The organism is Thermomonas sp. (assembly GCF_035369645.1).
Classification (GTDB): domain Bacteria; phylum Pseudomonadota; class Gammaproteobacteria; order Xanthomonadales; family Xanthomonadaceae; genus Thermomonas.
Genome location: NZ_DAOOUM010000029.1, coordinates 19,724 through 33,156 on the forward strand (window position 1 = coordinate 19,724; position 13,433 = coordinate 33,156).

Here is a 13,433-nt window from a genome sequence, read left to right on the forward strand (position 1 = left end):
CGTCACCCGCTGGCCCACGAAAACAAACAACAACATCTGAACTGTCACGGGGAATCCATGTCGAAGTCGCAATCCTTGCAGGATCCATTCCTGAACGCCCTGCGCCGCGAGCGCGTGCCGGTATCCATCTATCTAGTCAACGGCATCAAATTGCAGGGCACCGTCGAGTCGTTTGATCAATTCGTGGTGCTGCTGCGCAATACGGTGAGCCAGATGGTGTACAAACACGCCATTTCCACTGTGGTGCCGGCGCGTAACGTGCGCATTGCTGCTGCCGGACAGGAATCTGGCGACGAGGCTGAATCAGAAACCGCCGCAACCGAATAAGCCCAACAAGCCTAACGGGGCGGGCTTGTTTTTGCGAAGAGTTGCCCGCATCTAACAGCCGATGCCAACCCAATTGTTTGAACGCTCACGCGGCGGCGAAAACGCCCTGTTGATCCAACCCCATGCTGGCGGCCCGCCAGCCGACGGCGTGCTGGAGGAATTCTCCGAACTGGCACGCTCGGCCGGTGCCCGTGTGCTGAGTGTGCTGCCGGCGCGGATCGACAAACCCAATCCGTCCATCCTGATCGGCAGCGGCAAGTTAGAGGAAGTCAAAGCCGCTTGCGACGCGGTGGGCGCCGATTTGGTGCTGATCAACCACGCGCTGAGCCCCATCCAAGAACGCAATCTGGAAAAAGCACTACAGCGACGGGTGGTGGATCGCACCGGCTTGATTCTGGATATTTTTGCCCAGCGCGCACGCAGCCATGAAGGCAAGCTGCAAGTGGAGCTGGCACAGCTACGGCATATGGCCACGCGCTTGGTGCGCGGCTGGACCCATTTGGAGCGCCAGCGCGGCGGTTCGATTGGTTTGCGCGGCCCCGGCGAAACCCAGCTGGAAACCGACCGCCGCCTGCTGCAAAAGCGCGTAGAAATGCTGCAAAAACGGCTGGAAAAAGTGGACGTGCAGCACACCCAGATGCGTCGTGCGCGGGTGCGCAGCGAGCTGCCACGGGTGGCACTGGTGGGCTATACCAACGCCGGCAAATCGACCTTGTTCAATGCTTTGACCGGTGCCGATGCATACGCGGCCGATCTATTGTTTGCCACCCTAGACCCCACCGTGCGCCGGATTGAACTGCCCGGCGGCGGCGTGGTGCTGGCCGATACCGTGGGTTTTGTGCGTGACCTGCCGCACGAATTGGTGGCGGCATTTCGTTCGACCTTGAGCGAAGCGCGCGAGGCCGATTTGCTGCTGCATGTGATCGACGCCGATGACCCGCTGCGCGATGAGCGCATGGCACAAGTGGATGTGGTGCTGCACGAGATCGGTGCCGGTGACATCCCGCAATTGCTGGTATTCAACAAGATCGACCGTATTGAAGGTGCCGCCCCGCGCATCGACCAACGTGGCGAAGATCAACAAGCGGTGTGGCTATCCGCGCGCGAGGGTCTGGGCTTGGATCTGCTGCGCGAAGCCCTGTGTGAACGCTTGGGTTTGCGCCGTGTTGTGGGTGAAATTACGCTCCCCACCGATGCCGGCCGCTTACGCGCGCGCCTGCACGCACTGGGTGCGATCCGCGCTGAAACCCATGCTGCCGATGGCTGGCAGTTGCAAGTGGATTTACCGTTACTCGACGCATTACGGTTGGCCTCGCACCCCGATGGCACACCCTTGCGCCCCCTTCTGCCGGCGCTTGCGTCGGCGCATCCCGTAGAATCCTGGGCATGACCACACAAGACAGCGGCCCACGCGGGCCAAAAGCGGCCTGGATGGCCTGGAATCGGCCCGGCGGCAGCACGGGGAAATCCTCCGGCGGCGGCTTCAGCCGGTTATTGAATCAATTCCCAGAGATTGGCGGCGGCAGCCCGTTGCGCTGGCTGGGGCTGGCACTGGCCTTGTGGCTGGCTTACAACTGCTTCGTCCTGGTGGCCGAGCAACAACGCGGCGTGGTGCTACGGTTTGGCCAGTTCGACCGGATCATGCAACCCGGCCCCAATTTCAAACTGCCATGGCCAATCGAGACCATCACCAAGGTCAACGCCACCCAGATCAAAAATTATGAAGCCAGCGTGCCGGTGCTGACCCGCGATGAAAACATCGTCGATGTGTCGATCAACGTGCAATACAAAGTGGCAGACGCCAAGTTGTATTTGTTTGGTACCCGCGATGGCGATGAAGTGCTCAAGCAAGCGGCATTGAGCACCGTGCGCGAGCAAGTCGGTCGCTCGGATTTGGATACGGTGCTGGGCGCACGCGAGCAACTGGCGGTGTCCGCACGTGAGCGGCTGCAAAAATCGTTGGAGGCCTATCGCACCGGCCTGCAAGTGACCGAGCTCAACTTGCCCGATGCGCGCCCGCCACAGCAGGTCAAACCGGCTTTCGATGACGTCAACAGCGCCCAGCAAGACCAGCAACGGTTGATCTCCGAAGCACGTGCTTATGCGGCCAAGATCGTGCCCGAAGCGCGTGGCCAAGCGGCGCGCGTGCGCACGGTGTCGGCGGGTTACAAGACCGCTGAAATTGCCCGTGCCACCGGCGATGCCGAACGCTTCAGCCTGCTGGTGGCGCAATACAAAGGCGCGCCGGATGTCACCCGCAAGCGGCTGTGGCTGGAAGCCGTGCAAGACGTGCTGGCAAAGAATCGCAAAGTGGTGGGCGGTGATGGCCGGCAGTTGATCTATGTGCCGATGACCGATGCGGCCAAAACCGTGACACCAACGCAGGCCCTGCTGCCGGATCTGGTGTCACCCGCGGTGCAGGCAACCGAACAAGCAACTGAACAAAACTCGGCACGCCCGGCCCGTGGTGGCCGCCCGGCGGGTCGTGAGGAGGTGGTGCGATGAAATTTCCGGCATGGATGGCGGCGGTAGTCGCGGCCTTGGTGTTGCTGATGGGGTCGATGTTCGTAGTCAGCGAAGGGCAAACCGCAATCGTGTTGAACCTGGGCCGCGTGGCGCGGGTCAATCTGCAACCGGGCTTGCACTTCAAATGGCCGCTGATGGAAAGCGCGCGTATTTTCGACCGTCGCTTGCAAGTGCTGCCGGCCGAGCCCGAGCGCTATCTGACATCCGAACGCAAAGACGTCAGCGTGGACTTCTTCGCGGTGGGGCAGATTGAAGATGCGCGTGCGTTCTATCGCGCCACCGGGGGTGACGAAGCCGCCGCGGTTGCGCGCTTGGCACCCATCATCAAAGACGCACTGCGCAACGAAATCAACGCACGCACGTTGCAACAGGCAGTGTCGGGCGACCGCACCGCCATCGTCAAAAGCCAGCTTGGGGTCATCAATCGTGGTGCTGCCACCTTGGGCGTGCGCATTCTTGATTTGCGCATCAAACAACTGGACTTGCCCACCGACAGCCGCGTGATCGACGACGTCTATAACCGCATGCGCGCCCAACGCCAGCAAGTGGCCAGCCGCTTGCGCGCAGAAGGCGAAGAACAAGCCAATGAAATCCGCGCCGGTGCCGACCGCGACCAGCAAGTGATCATTGCCGAAGCCGAACGCGACGCACAAAAGCTGCGTGGTGAAGGCGATGCCGAAGCCGCCCGCATCTACGCCGAAGCCGCCAACCGCGACCCCAGTTTTTACGCCTTCCAGCGAAGCCTAGAGGCCTACCGCAAAGCATTCTCCGGGGGTGACAGCGTGATCGTGCTGGAGCGCAACGATCCGTTCTTGCAATACATGCGCGCGGACCGTTGATGTCGGAGCTGTGGGCCGCGCTATGCCTGGTGGCCATCCTCGAAGGCCTGCTGCTATTCGCCGCCCCTGGCGCGTGGAAACGTACCGTCGAACAAATGCTGCAACTCAGTGACGAGCAAGTCCGCAGAATCGGCGCGGTGGTGCTGATGCTGGGGCTGGTCTCGCTGTGGGTGGTGCGGGGCGGTTGACTGTGATTGAGCCACCCGGATAAGCGCAGCACAACATACGCTCAGCAAAGCGGGTAGAATGCACAAAAGCCGGGGCTCGCCTCGGCTTTTTCTGTGTTCGCTCTTGCCGTGCTGGTGCTACCCCGATGGTGGTGCCGTCTATGCAGTGCAAGGGGGGCACACCCATCCAGCGGCCCCGATGGCCGCCAGAAAATTTCAGGAGTGTGGTCATGGGTCAGTCAGTGGTGGTGTTGGGTGCGCAGTGGGGCGATGAGGGCAAGGGCAAGATTGTGGATTTGCTCACCGAGAACATCGGCGCGGTGGTGCGCTTTCAGGGTGGGCACAATGCCGGCCATACGCTGGTCATCAACGGCAAGAAGACGGTGCTGCACCTGATCCCGTCCGGCATCCTGCGCGACGACGCGCTGTGCCTGATCGGCAACGGGGTGGTGATCTCGCCGGCCGCACTGCGCAAGGAAATCGAGGAATTGGAAGCCGCTGGCGTGGAAGTGCGCTCACGGCTGAAGATTTCGCCCGCCGCGCCACTGATCATGCCGTACCACATCGCACTGGATCAGGCCCGCGAGAAAGCCGCCGGCGGCAAGGCGATTGGCACCACCGGGCGCGGCATTGGCCCGGCCTATGAAGACAAAGTGGCGCGTCGCGGCATCCGCATTGCCGACTTGCACTACCCCGAACAACTGGCCGAAAAGCTGCGCGCGGCGCTGGACTATCACAACTTTGTGCTGACCAAGTATTTGGGCGTCGAGGCGGTGGATTTTGATGCCGTGTACGCCGAAGCGCTGGCGTTTGGCGAATACGTCGAGCCGATGAAATCCGACGTGGCCGGCATCTGCCACGAGCTGCGCAAGCAAGGCAAGCGCGTGTTGTTTGAAGGCGCGCAGGGCGCGTTGCTGGATATCGACCACGGCACCTATCCCTACGTCACCTCCTCCAACACCACTGTCGGTGGCGCGTTGGCCGGCGCGGGCGTGGGCGCGGATGCGATTGACTATGTGTTGGGGATTGCCAAGGCCTACGCCACGCGCGTTGGCGGTGGCCCGTTCCCGACCGAGTTGGACGATGCCGTCGGCCGAGGCATCCGCGACCGGGGTGCCGAGTACGGCGCATCCACCGGCCGCCCGCGGCGTTGCGGTTGGATGGACATCGTGGCGCTGAAGCGCGCAGTGGCGATCAATGGCATCAGCGGCCTGTGCATCACCAAGCTCGATGTGCTGGACGGCATGGAGAAGTTGAAAATCTGTATTGCCTACGAATACCACGGCAAGCGCAGCGAATACGCGCCGCTGGACGCGCAAGGCTGGGAAGAATGCACGCCGGTGTATTTGGAGTTCCCGGGCTGGAACGAAAACACCCACGGCGTCACCGAGTGGGACAAGTTGCCTGCGGCCGCTCGCGCCTACCTGCGTGCGCTGGAAGAACTGGCCGGTTGCCCGATCAGCATTGTCAGCACCGGCCCCGACCGCGACCACACCATGGTGCTGCACGACCCCTACGCGTGATACTGAAACGCCTCGCGTAGGCGATGGTATGCTGCTGCGATGCAGCATGCCGCCCGCCCCGCAGTACCACCCGCCGTTCTTGTCCCGCATCCGGGTGAAGAGCTCGCCAATGCGTTGACCCACGGTGTGGGTGCCGCGGCGGCGCTAGCGGGCGGGGCGGTGTTGATCACACTCACCGCGATTTTTGGTGACGGTTGGCAATTGGCCGGGGCGATTGTGTTTGGGGTGGCGCTGTTGTTGCTGTACACCGCATCCACCCTGTATCACGCGATCTCGCATCCGGTGGCCAAAGGTCGGCTGAAAATCTTTGACCACTGTGCGATTTATTTATTGATCGCCGGCACCTATACGCCGTTCACCTTGGTAGGCCTGCGTGGGCCCACCGGCTGGTGGCTGTTTGGCACCATCTGGACCTTGGCATTGGCCGGTGTGGTGTTCAAATTATTTTTCACAGGTCGTTTCAAGCGTATTTCGACCTTGATTTACATCGGTATGGGCTGGTTGATCGTGTTGGCGATCAAGCCCATGTGGCACGCGCTGGATACCGCCTCGTTGGTCTGGTTGCTGGCCGGCGGCGTGGCCTATACCGCAGGCACGTTTTTTTATATGCGGCCAAATTTGCGCTATGCGCACGCGATCTGGCACGGCTTTGTGATCGCGGGCAGCGTCTGTCATTACATTTCGGTAATGCTGCATTTGCTGTGAAGCAAGCGGTTTACATGACTTCCGGCGGTGTGCGGAAGTCGGTGTAGGCGGGATGATCGGCACCCTCATCGATTGTTTCGAGGTTCTGCCCATGCGTCGCATTCTGGCATCCGCCATCACCCTTGCTTTGCTTGGCGGCAGTGTTGCCGCCTCCGCCCAAGCCTTACCTGCCCAGTCTGCCGCTGCGGAAGCCGTGACCACTCAGTTGCCGCGCACGGTGCGCCCCTCGCACTACAGCATCGAAGTCACCCCGCATGCGCAGGCGATGAATTTTGATGGCAAGGCGCGGATCGACGTAGAGGTGCTGGAAGCCACTGACCGCGTGGTGTTGCAAGCCATCGACATGACCTTCAGCAACAGCATCTTGATCAATGCCAAAGGCAAGTCGTTGCCGGCCAAGGTCAGTGTGGATGCCGACAATCAGACCGCCAGTTTCGTTTTCGACAAGCCACTGGCCCCCGGCAACTACGTGTTGTCCACCGATTACACCGGCAAGATTGGCACCCAGGCCAACGGCTTCTTTGCGCTGGATTACCCCACTGCCAACGGCAAGCAGCGCGCGCTGTACACCCAGTTCGAAAACTCCGATGCGCGTCGCTTCATTCCGTCCTGGGATGAACCCAACTTCAAGGCCACCTTCGATTTGACCGTCAACGCGCCCACCGGCCAGATGGTGGTAGGCAATATGCCCGCCAAAGACGTCAAAGACCTGGGCAATGGGCTGACCCGCACCACGTTTGCCACCTCGCCGAAAATGTCCACCTACCTGCTGTTTCTAGGGGTGGGTGATTTCGACCGCGCAACATTGAACACCGATGATGGTGTGGAAGTGGGCGTCATCGCGCAGAAAGGCAAGGCCGAGCAGGCGCGCTTTGCACTGGAGGCCAGCCGCGATGTGTTGCGAGAGTACAACGAATACTTTGGGGTGAAGTATCCGCTGCCGAAGCTGGATAACATCGCTGCACCCGGGCGCAGCCAGTTCTTCAGTGCAATGGAAAACTGGGGCGCGATTTTTACCTTCGAATATGCGCTGTTGCTGGATCCTGCCACGTCCAGCATTGGTGATAAACAGTCTGTCTTTACCACCGCGGCGCATGAAATCGCGCATCAGTGGTTTGGCGATTTGGTCACCATGCGATGGTGGGATGATTTGTGGTTGAACGAAGGCTTTGCCACGTGGATGGAGGGCCGCACCACGCGCAAATTGCATCCGGAATGGGATACCAGCGGCGTGGATGCGGCGTTTACCAGCCGTGGTGCAATGGGTGGCGATGCGTATGCCACCACTCATCCCGTGGTGCAGCACGTGGCTACCGTCGAGCAAGCCAGTCAGGCGTTTGACGGCATCACCTATGGCAAAGGCTCGGCGGTGATTTCGATGCTGGAAGACTATGTGGGTGAGGACGCATGGCGCAGCGGCGTGCGTAGCTATATCAGCAAGCATGCCTACGGCAATGCGGTGACCGATGAGCTGTGGCAGGAAATGGAGAAAGCCGCACCGGGCAAGCAATTTGTGCAGGTGGCGCACGACTTCACTTTGCAGCCCGGCGTGCCGCTGATCAAGGCCAGCCAAGTTTGCGTGGATGGCAAAACCCAGCTGGCGTTGGAGCAAGGCGAGTTCACGGTCGATCGCCCCAACAAGACACCATTGCGTTGGCGCGTGCCGGTCACCGTGCGTGCGGGCGACGGTAGCGAGGTGCGTGTGCTGGTGGACGGCAAGGCCAGTGTCAGCGTGCCGGGGTGTAATGCGCCGGTGCTGATCAATGCCGGGCAGAAAGGGTATTTCCGCACCCAATATTCGCCGGCGCAATTCAAGACTCTGAGTGCCGGCTTCAGCAAGTTGCCGGTCGTCGATCAAATGGGCGTGATGATGGATGCCAGCGCACTGGCAGCGGTGGGTTTGCAGCCCGAATCGGATACCCTGGATCTGGCCATGCAGGTGCCAATGAGCGCTGCTCCGGAGTTGTGGCAGATGGTGGCCGGCAGCATGGGAGGGATCGATGACATGCTCAAAGGCAACGACAAGCGGCAAGCTGCGTTCCGCAAATTCGCGTTGGCCAAACTTGCGCCCAAATTTGAGCAACTGGGATGGAATACCCGTGCCGGTGAATCCAGCTCCACCAAACAGTTGCGCACCAGCTTGATTGGCATGTTGGGCGGGCTGGGCGATGCCAAGGTATTGGCCGAAGCGCGCCGCCGTTTTGCGGCCGCGGCCACCGACCCGCAAGCATTGCCGCCAGACCTGCGGCGCACCGTGCTTGGCCTGGTGGCACGTAATGCCGATGCCGCCACGTGGGACAAGTTGCACGCGATGGCGAAAACAGAAAAATCGGCCATGTTGCGTGATCAATACTATGGCCTGCTGGCACGCAGCAAGGACAAGGCATTGGCGCAGCGTGCGCTCGACATGGCATTGACCGACGAGCCGGGCGCTACCAATTCCGCAGGGATGATCTCGGGGGTGTCATGGGAGCATCCGGATCTGGCCTTCGATTTCGCGGTGGCGCATCGCGAGCAGGTGGACAAACTGGTGGATAGCACCTCGCGTGCCCGCTACTACCCTGGCTTGGGCGGCGCAGCGCGTGACTTGAAAATGGTCGACAAGATCAAAGCCTTCGCCGACAACTACATTGCAGCCACCTCGCGCCGCGATGCCGAGCAGGTGATGGCAGGCATCCAGACCCGCGTCAAACTGCGTGCGCAACGGATGCCGCAGATCGATGCGTGGTTGAAGCAGCACGGTATTTGATCGCACTGGTTTGAAACACAACAGGCCCCGCGCATTGCGGGGCCTGTTGTCATTTGCGCGAGTGGAACGGCTTAGAACGCATATTCCGCCATCAGGTTGAATGCACGGCCACGAGGGTCGGCCACACGTGCTTCCCAACCAGCACCATCGCCATCATCCAGGTAGCGCAGGGTGAACGGCGGATCGGTATTGAGCAGATTGCGGATGCCAAAGGTCAGCTTCAACTTGTCGATACCGGTCCAGCTCACGCTGTAGTTGTACAAGGTGTAGCTGTCCACCTTCGGGTTGTATTCGGCAGGGGTATAGCCGTTCGCAATTCCCGGCGGCACCCAATCCCTGTAACCGCCGCGATAGACCTGGGTTAGCGAGTGCGCCCAGTTGCCCTTCTGCCAAGCAAATCCAAGTGTGTGCTTCCACTTGATCGGCAGGTTGAAGTAGCGCTCGTATTCGCCCACCAGGTTGCCGGTGTAGGGCAGGCTGTCGAAACTCTTGGTCTTGAACGTATCCAGGTAGTTGCCATTCAGATGGATGTTCCAATTGCCTCCGGCAAGCTCGCCGCGCAAGTTGGCATCCAGCTCGATACCACTGGTCAAGGTGCCGCCGGTATTGATGTAGCGCTGGTCGATCTGGATGATGTTGCCACTGCTGTCACGAATGAAGTTGGACGCATACATGGGGTAGTTGGCGGTCATCGTGGATAGATTGAATCCGCTGCGGATGGTGTTGAAGCGCTCGATTTGCCACCAATCCACGCTGACATTGAAGTTGGCCGTCGGTGCGATGACAAAGCCCAAGCTGCGCTGCTTGGCTTCCTCCGGCTTCAGGTTGGGGTTGCCACCGGTGACGATGTCCGGGCGAATTTGCACATTGCAGTTGGCCACATCCGGGTTGTAACGACCATTCGGGCATTTGGCAGGATCGGCCAGATCCAGGCCGGTGTATTGGGTTTCGGTGATGCCACGGAACAATTTCGCAAAGTCCGGCACCTTGAATCCGGTGCTGTAGGCACCACGGAACACCAGCCAATCGATGGGGTGCCACTTGAACGAATATTTCGGGTTGGTGGTGCCGCCAAATCCGTCGTATTGGTCGTGACGCACGGCGATGTTCAGTTCCAGACTGTTGGTGACCGGCAGGTTGAATTCGGCGAATACGGCTTTGACATTCCGTTTTTTGGGCGACATGTAATTGGAAGCATCACCCGGGGCGCCAAAAATGAAGGCATTGCCCTGCGCCCACTGGCTGGGGCCATTGAACTCATATTCTTCACGCCGAATATCCACGCCGACTGCGGCTTTCACGTCTTCTTCGCCCCACAGCTTGAAGCCCAAGCTGCCACTGGCACTGGCATCCAGCGTGGTCGTGGTGGAGACACCTTTATACAGCAGCAAACCACTGGCGTCGGCGGCGGCCAGCGCGTCATAAGCGGTTTGCGATTGGTCTTGGCCGGGCATCAAGAATGGATTGAGCAGCCCACTTTTCAAGGCGGCCTTCAGTTGCGGGGTGTAGTAATAACCACCGGCCAGCACCGATTGCGCACTGCTTTGCGCGCGCGACAGGCCCACGTCATAGTCCCAGTTGGCAAGGGTGCCGGTCAGGCCAAACAACAGTCGGTACGCCTTGGTCTCGGTTTCCAGTTGGCGCGGGCCACAGGCGTAGCAACGCCAGCGGTAGGTGATCGGCTTGCCATAGACCAGATTGGTCTGATCGCCGAAATAGGCGTGGATCTGGTTGTAGATCGCGTCGTAGGTGGCTTTGGTGTTGGCGTTCAGCTCATAGGCATCCAGCTGGGTGGCACTGGCATTGATGCTGGAGCTGATTTGCTGGGCTTCGAAGAAACGCGTTGACGTGACTTTGGAGCCCATGAATTCGGCAAAAAATTCATGGTTGTCATTGATCTTGAAGGTGGCGCGGCCAATGCCTTGCAACGTGTCCACCGGTTGCTGGATGGTGCGTGCACGGCCGTAGTCCCATGCGCAGCCGAAGCTGGCACCGGGGCTGGCCCAGGCTTTGTCATCGTACGGGCCCATCATGTCGCCGCCATTGATGCAGCCGGCACCACCGGGCAAATCCAGGGTATTGATGGTGGTCTTGGTCAGACCGGTGGCGGGATCTTTCAGGCCGCCACCAATCATGCTGCCGGTGCCGGTGACAACGTTGGCAAATGGTGTGCCACGGGTATCCGGACCCAAGCCACGTTCAGGCTGAAAGCTGTTGGCAAAATCGCGTTGGTTGCCGCGCAGGATTTTGTTTTTCTTGACGTTGACCGCAGCCCACACATTCCAGTGATCAGTGTCCAGATCACCCCAACCACCGAGTAGGCTGGCGTTGTAGATATTGCCGCCGCCTTGTTGGGTGACATCGGCACCAGCGCTGATCGAGTAGCCCTGATAATTTTTGCGGGTGATGAAGTTGATTACGCCGCCGATGGCGTCGGTGCCATACACCGCCGAGGCCCCGTCGCGCAGTACTTCCACGCGTTCGATGGCGGCAAACGGGATCGAGTTCAAATCCACCACTTGCCCGGCCAGACCGTGTGCCGCCACGCGGCGGCCATTCAACAGTACCAAGGTGGCATCGGCTCCTTGCCCCCGCAGATTGGCACCGGACACACCATTGTTGCCGCGAGTGCCGGGAGGAGCAACGCCACTGTTGGCGGCAAGACTGTCCGGTCCGTTACTGGCTACATTCAACTGCTGCAACAGCTGTTCCGCAGAGGTAATGCCTTGGGCATCAATTTCCGCGCGTTGGATGATGGTGATCGGCAGCGCCGCTTCAACGTCGGTGCGCTGGATACGCGATCCGGTCACCGTCATGCGATCCAAAGTTTTGACCTTGCTATCGGTACTGCTGTCTTTGGGGTCAGCCTGCTGCGCCATGACGGGCATGGTCAGGGCGGCCAACAGCGCAAGGCTCAGGCGGCGCATATGGAGTGTGGTGCGTGAAGACATCGCGATTCCCCAGTGGTGTGTGTGACCGGCCGCATCTGCGACCGCTGCAATCGATGTCGCTCTTTGTTCCCCTGAGCGTCATGCGGTTGTCACCTAATCTAGCGGGTATTGCCGAGCTGTGGAATAGGTGTTTCCGATCAGGTTTGTTTTTGGAATAGCGCATTCCGAAACAGCCAAAGCCCCGCAGAACGGGGCTTTGGGGGGGGCGCAAGCAGGTGCGCTTGGGCTTGACCAAGTGACAAAGCGGTCTCGGTCAAACCTGCAGCAACGCACGGTACGCGGCTACGGCATCCGGCCAACGCGGGCGCCAGCCGCTTTCCAGCAAGCGCGCATTGGACAGCCGCTTGCCGGTGGGGGGCATTGGCGTACGCGCAGGCCGGGGGACACGCAGCAGATCGGCAAGCTGATCATAAAATGCCGCTTTCTCTGCAGGGTTGCCATCGGTGCCGATATAACAGGGCTGCGGTTGCGTGATTTGCAGCAGATGTACGCAGGCGGCAGCGGCATCTTCAATATGGATCCGGTTGGACCAATGTCCGGGACCCTCTGGCGCAAGCAAACGCTGGTGCCGCAAGCTGTCCAGCAGGCGCGTGCGCCCGGGGCCGTAAATGCCGCCCAACCGAAGGGTGACGGCCTGCTGTGGCAGATGCTGCTGCAACCATGCTTCGGCCATCAGCAGGGCGTGACTGCGAAATTCATTCGCCAGCGTGGGGGTGCGCTCATCGACCCAGGACGCTGCGGATTCGATGCCCGCTTCTGGCCAAACCACGGTGGAGCCTACCAGCAGCACGCGTTGCAGGTCCTGCCGGCAAGGGAGCGCGGCAAGCAAATTCTGCAAGCCGGCAGGGTAGGTGGCCTGATAGCAAGCCGCAGTCCTTTGATCCGGTGAGGGCGCAAACAGGATGTGGCTAACCTGCGGAAGCACCCCGCGTAGCGTATGCGGTGCGGACAAGTCGGCTTGAATGCCGAGCACGCCGGGTGCAGCACTGGGCCTGCGCCGCAAATGCCAGACCTGCCATCCGCTGGCGTGCAGTGTTGCCGCGACACGTTGGCACAACTCGCCGCCCACCAGCAAAATTGACGGATCCATCTGCGCGCTTGGCTGGAGCATTCCCATGTGCCTAGTGTGCGTGAATCGCTAGTGTGCGTGAATCGCGGGGGTTGCCATAGAGTGCGCGCCGCTGCGCAATCGGTTGGCTGCGTCAGTCATTGGCAGTCAGTGTGGCGGTGTGTGGCACGCGCCGCCATTTGTCCACGTTGTAGCCCCAGCCGCGCAGTTGCTGTCGCGCATGCTCAAGATCATCGACGGAAACCTGCTTGGAACGTGAAAAGACCCAGGCATAGTCACGCGTGTCGCGGGCGACCACCATCAGGCTGTAGTCGTCGCGCAGCCAGGCCACCACGTACTGTGCCTTGACGGGGCCGAACACGCGCACGTCCCAGACCGCGTTGTTGGTCCCCGGGCGCACCCGCGCCGGCGCCTCGATGTGCTTGCGCGGACCGTTGGCACGCCCCTGGTTGAAGGTGAGGGTGGTGCGGATGCTGCCGTCCTTGCGCAGCGTGTAGGTTTCCACCGCGTTCCACGCGTCGCGCTCGAACGCGGTGGGAATGCCGCCGACGAGGTACCAGGTGCCCATGAACCGGGC

Annotated in this window: 11 protein-coding genes; 8 read left to right on the forward strand and 3 right to left on the reverse strand. The window is 60.7% G+C overall.

Going from position 1 to position 13,433, the window contains the following annotated elements; translation table 11 throughout:
* Window positions 1–57 precede the first annotated feature (57 nt).
* The 8 genes from hfq to PK789_RS07095 all read left to right on the forward strand — a co-directional run bounded on the left by hfq (window position 58) and on the right by PK789_RS07095 (window position 8,836).
* Window positions 58–327, forward strand: a complete 270-nt coding sequence (gene hfq / locus PK789_RS07060; protein WP_324308012.1) for an RNA chaperone Hfq — start codon at window positions 58–60, stop codon at window positions 325–327.
* 73 nt (window positions 328–400) lie between these two features.
* Window positions 401–1,717 (forward strand): ribosome rescue GTPase HflX, encoded by a 1,317-nt coding sequence (hflX, locus tag PK789_RS07065; protein WP_324308033.1) that lies wholly within the window; start codon window positions 401–403, stop codon window positions 1,715–1,717.
* A gap of 41 nt (window positions 1,718–1,758) precedes the next feature.
* Window positions 1,759–2,832 carry an FtsH protease activity modulator HflK gene (gene hflK / locus PK789_RS07070; protein ID WP_503011918.1) on the forward strand — a complete coding sequence of 358 codons (1,074 nt, stop codon included), beginning with the start codon at window positions 1,759–1,761 and terminating at the stop codon, window positions 2,830–2,832.
* Window positions 2,829–3,692, forward strand: a complete 864-nt coding sequence (hflC, locus tag PK789_RS07075) for a protease modulator HflC (RefSeq protein ID WP_324308016.1) — start codon at window positions 2,829–2,831, stop codon at window positions 3,690–3,692. Before hflK ends, hflC begins: the two co-directional genes overlap by 4 nt.
* The gene (locus tag PK789_RS07080; RefSeq protein WP_324308017.1) at window positions 3,692–3,880 is read left to right on the forward strand and encodes a DUF2065 domain-containing protein; all 189 of its coding nucleotides are present in this window, start codon (window positions 3,692–3,694) and stop codon (window positions 3,878–3,880) included. The genes hflC and PK789_RS07080 overlap by 1 nt, the downstream gene beginning before the upstream one ends.
* Before the next feature lie 209 nt (window positions 3,881–4,089).
* Complete coding sequence (locus tag PK789_RS07085; protein WP_324308019.1) at window positions 4,090–5,382, forward strand: adenylosuccinate synthase; 1,293 nt, start codon at window positions 4,090–4,092, stop codon at window positions 5,380–5,382.
* A 39-nt stretch (window positions 5,383–5,421) separates the two neighbouring features.
* A complete protein-coding gene (gene trhA / locus PK789_RS07090; RefSeq protein ID WP_324308021.1) occupies window positions 5,422–6,087 on the forward strand; it encodes a PAQR family membrane homeostasis protein TrhA in 666 nt (221 codons plus the stop codon).
* 91 nt (window positions 6,088–6,178) lie between these two features.
* On the forward strand, window positions 6,179–8,836 hold the full coding sequence (locus tag PK789_RS07095) for a M1 family metallopeptidase (protein ID WP_324308024.1): 2,658 nt from the start codon (window positions 6,179–6,181) through the stop codon (window positions 8,834–8,836).
* 71 nt (window positions 8,837–8,907) lie between these two features.
* Here the strand turns inward: PK789_RS07095 and PK789_RS07100 are convergent, their stop codons facing one another.
* The 3 genes from PK789_RS07100 to PK789_RS07110 all read right to left on the reverse strand — a co-directional run.
* Entirely contained in the window at window positions 8,908–11,787 is a 2,880-nt protein-coding gene (locus PK789_RS07100; RefSeq protein ID WP_324308026.1) for a TonB-dependent receptor, read from the reverse strand.
* Between the two features lie 253 nt (window positions 11,788–12,040).
* Window positions 12,041–12,904 carry a Rossmann-fold NAD(P)-binding domain-containing protein gene (locus tag PK789_RS07105; protein ID WP_223628079.1) on the reverse strand — a complete coding sequence of 288 codons (864 nt, stop codon included), beginning with the start codon at window positions 12,902–12,904 and terminating at the stop codon, window positions 12,041–12,043.
* Window positions 12,905–12,989: 85 nt separating this feature from the next.
* Window positions 12,990–13,433: lipocalin family protein (locus PK789_RS07110; RefSeq protein ID WP_324308028.1), on the reverse strand; the 444-nt coding region annotated here is incomplete at its 5' end.

What these genes read in the sequence shown, in the direction of transcription:
- PK789_RS07095 (WP_324308024.1), top strand. Translation starts at nt 6,179, where the DNA reads ATGCGTCGCATTCTGGCATCCGCCATCACCCTTGCTTTGCTTGGCGGC.
- trhA (WP_324308021.1), top strand. Translation starts at nt 5,422, where the DNA reads ATGCAGCATGCCGCCCGCCCCGCAGTACCACCCGCCGTTCTTGTCCCG.
- PK789_RS07085 (WP_324308019.1), top strand. Translation starts at nt 4,090, where the DNA reads ATGGGTCAGTCAGTGGTGGTGTTGGGTGCGCAGTGGGGCGATGAGGGC.
- hfq (WP_324308012.1), top strand. Translation starts at nt 58, where the DNA reads ATGTCGAAGTCGCAATCCTTGCAGGATCCATTCCTGAACGCCCTGCGC.
- PK789_RS07080 (WP_324308017.1), top strand. Translation starts at nt 3,692, where the DNA reads ATGTCGGAGCTGTGGGCCGCGCTATGCCTGGTGGCCATCCTCGAAGGC.
- hflC (WP_324308016.1), top strand. Translation starts at nt 2,829, where the DNA reads ATGAAATTTCCGGCATGGATGGCGGCGGTAGTCGCGGCCTTGGTGTTG.
- PK789_RS07100 (WP_324308026.1), bottom strand. Translation starts at nt 11,787, where the DNA reads ATGTCTTCACGCACCACACTCCATATGCGCCGCCTGAGCCTTGCGCTG.
- hflK (WP_503011918.1), top strand. Translation starts at nt 1,759, where the DNA reads ATGGCCTGGAATCGGCCCGGCGGCAGCACGGGGAAATCCTCCGGCGGC.
- PK789_RS07105 (WP_223628079.1), bottom strand. Translation starts at nt 12,904, where the DNA reads ATGGGAATGCTCCAGCCAAGCGCGCAGATGGATCCGTCAATTTTGCTG.